Origin of the sequence: Streptomyces sp. NTH33 (assembly GCF_003236365.1) — a bacterium.
Lineage (GTDB): Bacteria > Actinomycetota > Actinomycetes > Streptomycetales > Streptomycetaceae > Streptomyces.
Genome location: NZ_POTZ01001068.1, coordinates 1 through 636 on the forward strand (window position 1 = coordinate 1; position 636 = coordinate 636).

The 636-nt window shown below is 75.8% G+C and carries 1 protein-coding gene; it reads left to right on the plus strand.

What is annotated here, in order from left to right; translation table 11 throughout:
• Positions 1 to 636: SAM-dependent methyltransferase (locus tag C1I97_RS38495; RefSeq protein WP_146608478.1), on the plus strand; the 636-nt coding region annotated here is incomplete at both ends.

Genomic DNA, 636 nt, shown 5'->3' on the forward strand with positions numbered 1-636 from the left:
AGCTGGGGGTGACCTCCGTCGCCGACCTGTGCTGCGGCATCGGCGGCGACGCGATCGCGCTGGCCCGCGCGGGGATCCGGGTCCTCGCCGTGGACCGGGATCCGCTGACCGCCGCCGCGGCCCGCGCGAACGCCGAGGCCCTCGGACTCACCGGCCTGATCGAGGTGCGGGAGGCGGACGTGACGGAGGTGGACCCGTCGCCGTACGACGCCGTCTTCGTCGACCCCGCCCGCAGAGGCGGACGCGGGCGGATCTTCGACCCGGAGGCCTACTCGCCCCCGCTCTCCTGGGCCGTCGAGACGGCCCTCAGGGCACCGCACGCCGCCCTGAAGATCGCCCCCGGCATCCCGCACGAGGCGGTCCCGCCGCGGGCCGAGGCGGAGTGGATCTCCGACGGCGGGGACGTGAAGGAGGCGGTGCTGTGGTTCGGCACCGAGCCGGGCCTGGTCCGCGCGACCCTGCTGCCCGGCCCCCGCACCCTGCGCGGCCGCGGCCTGCCCGACCCCCGGGTCCGCACACCGGGCCGCTACCTGTACGAACCGGACGGCGCGGTCATCCGCGCCCACCTCGTGGCCGAGGTCGGGGATCCACGGCTTGTGGCGGTGGATGACGTTGACGTCCTGATGGGCTGCGTAT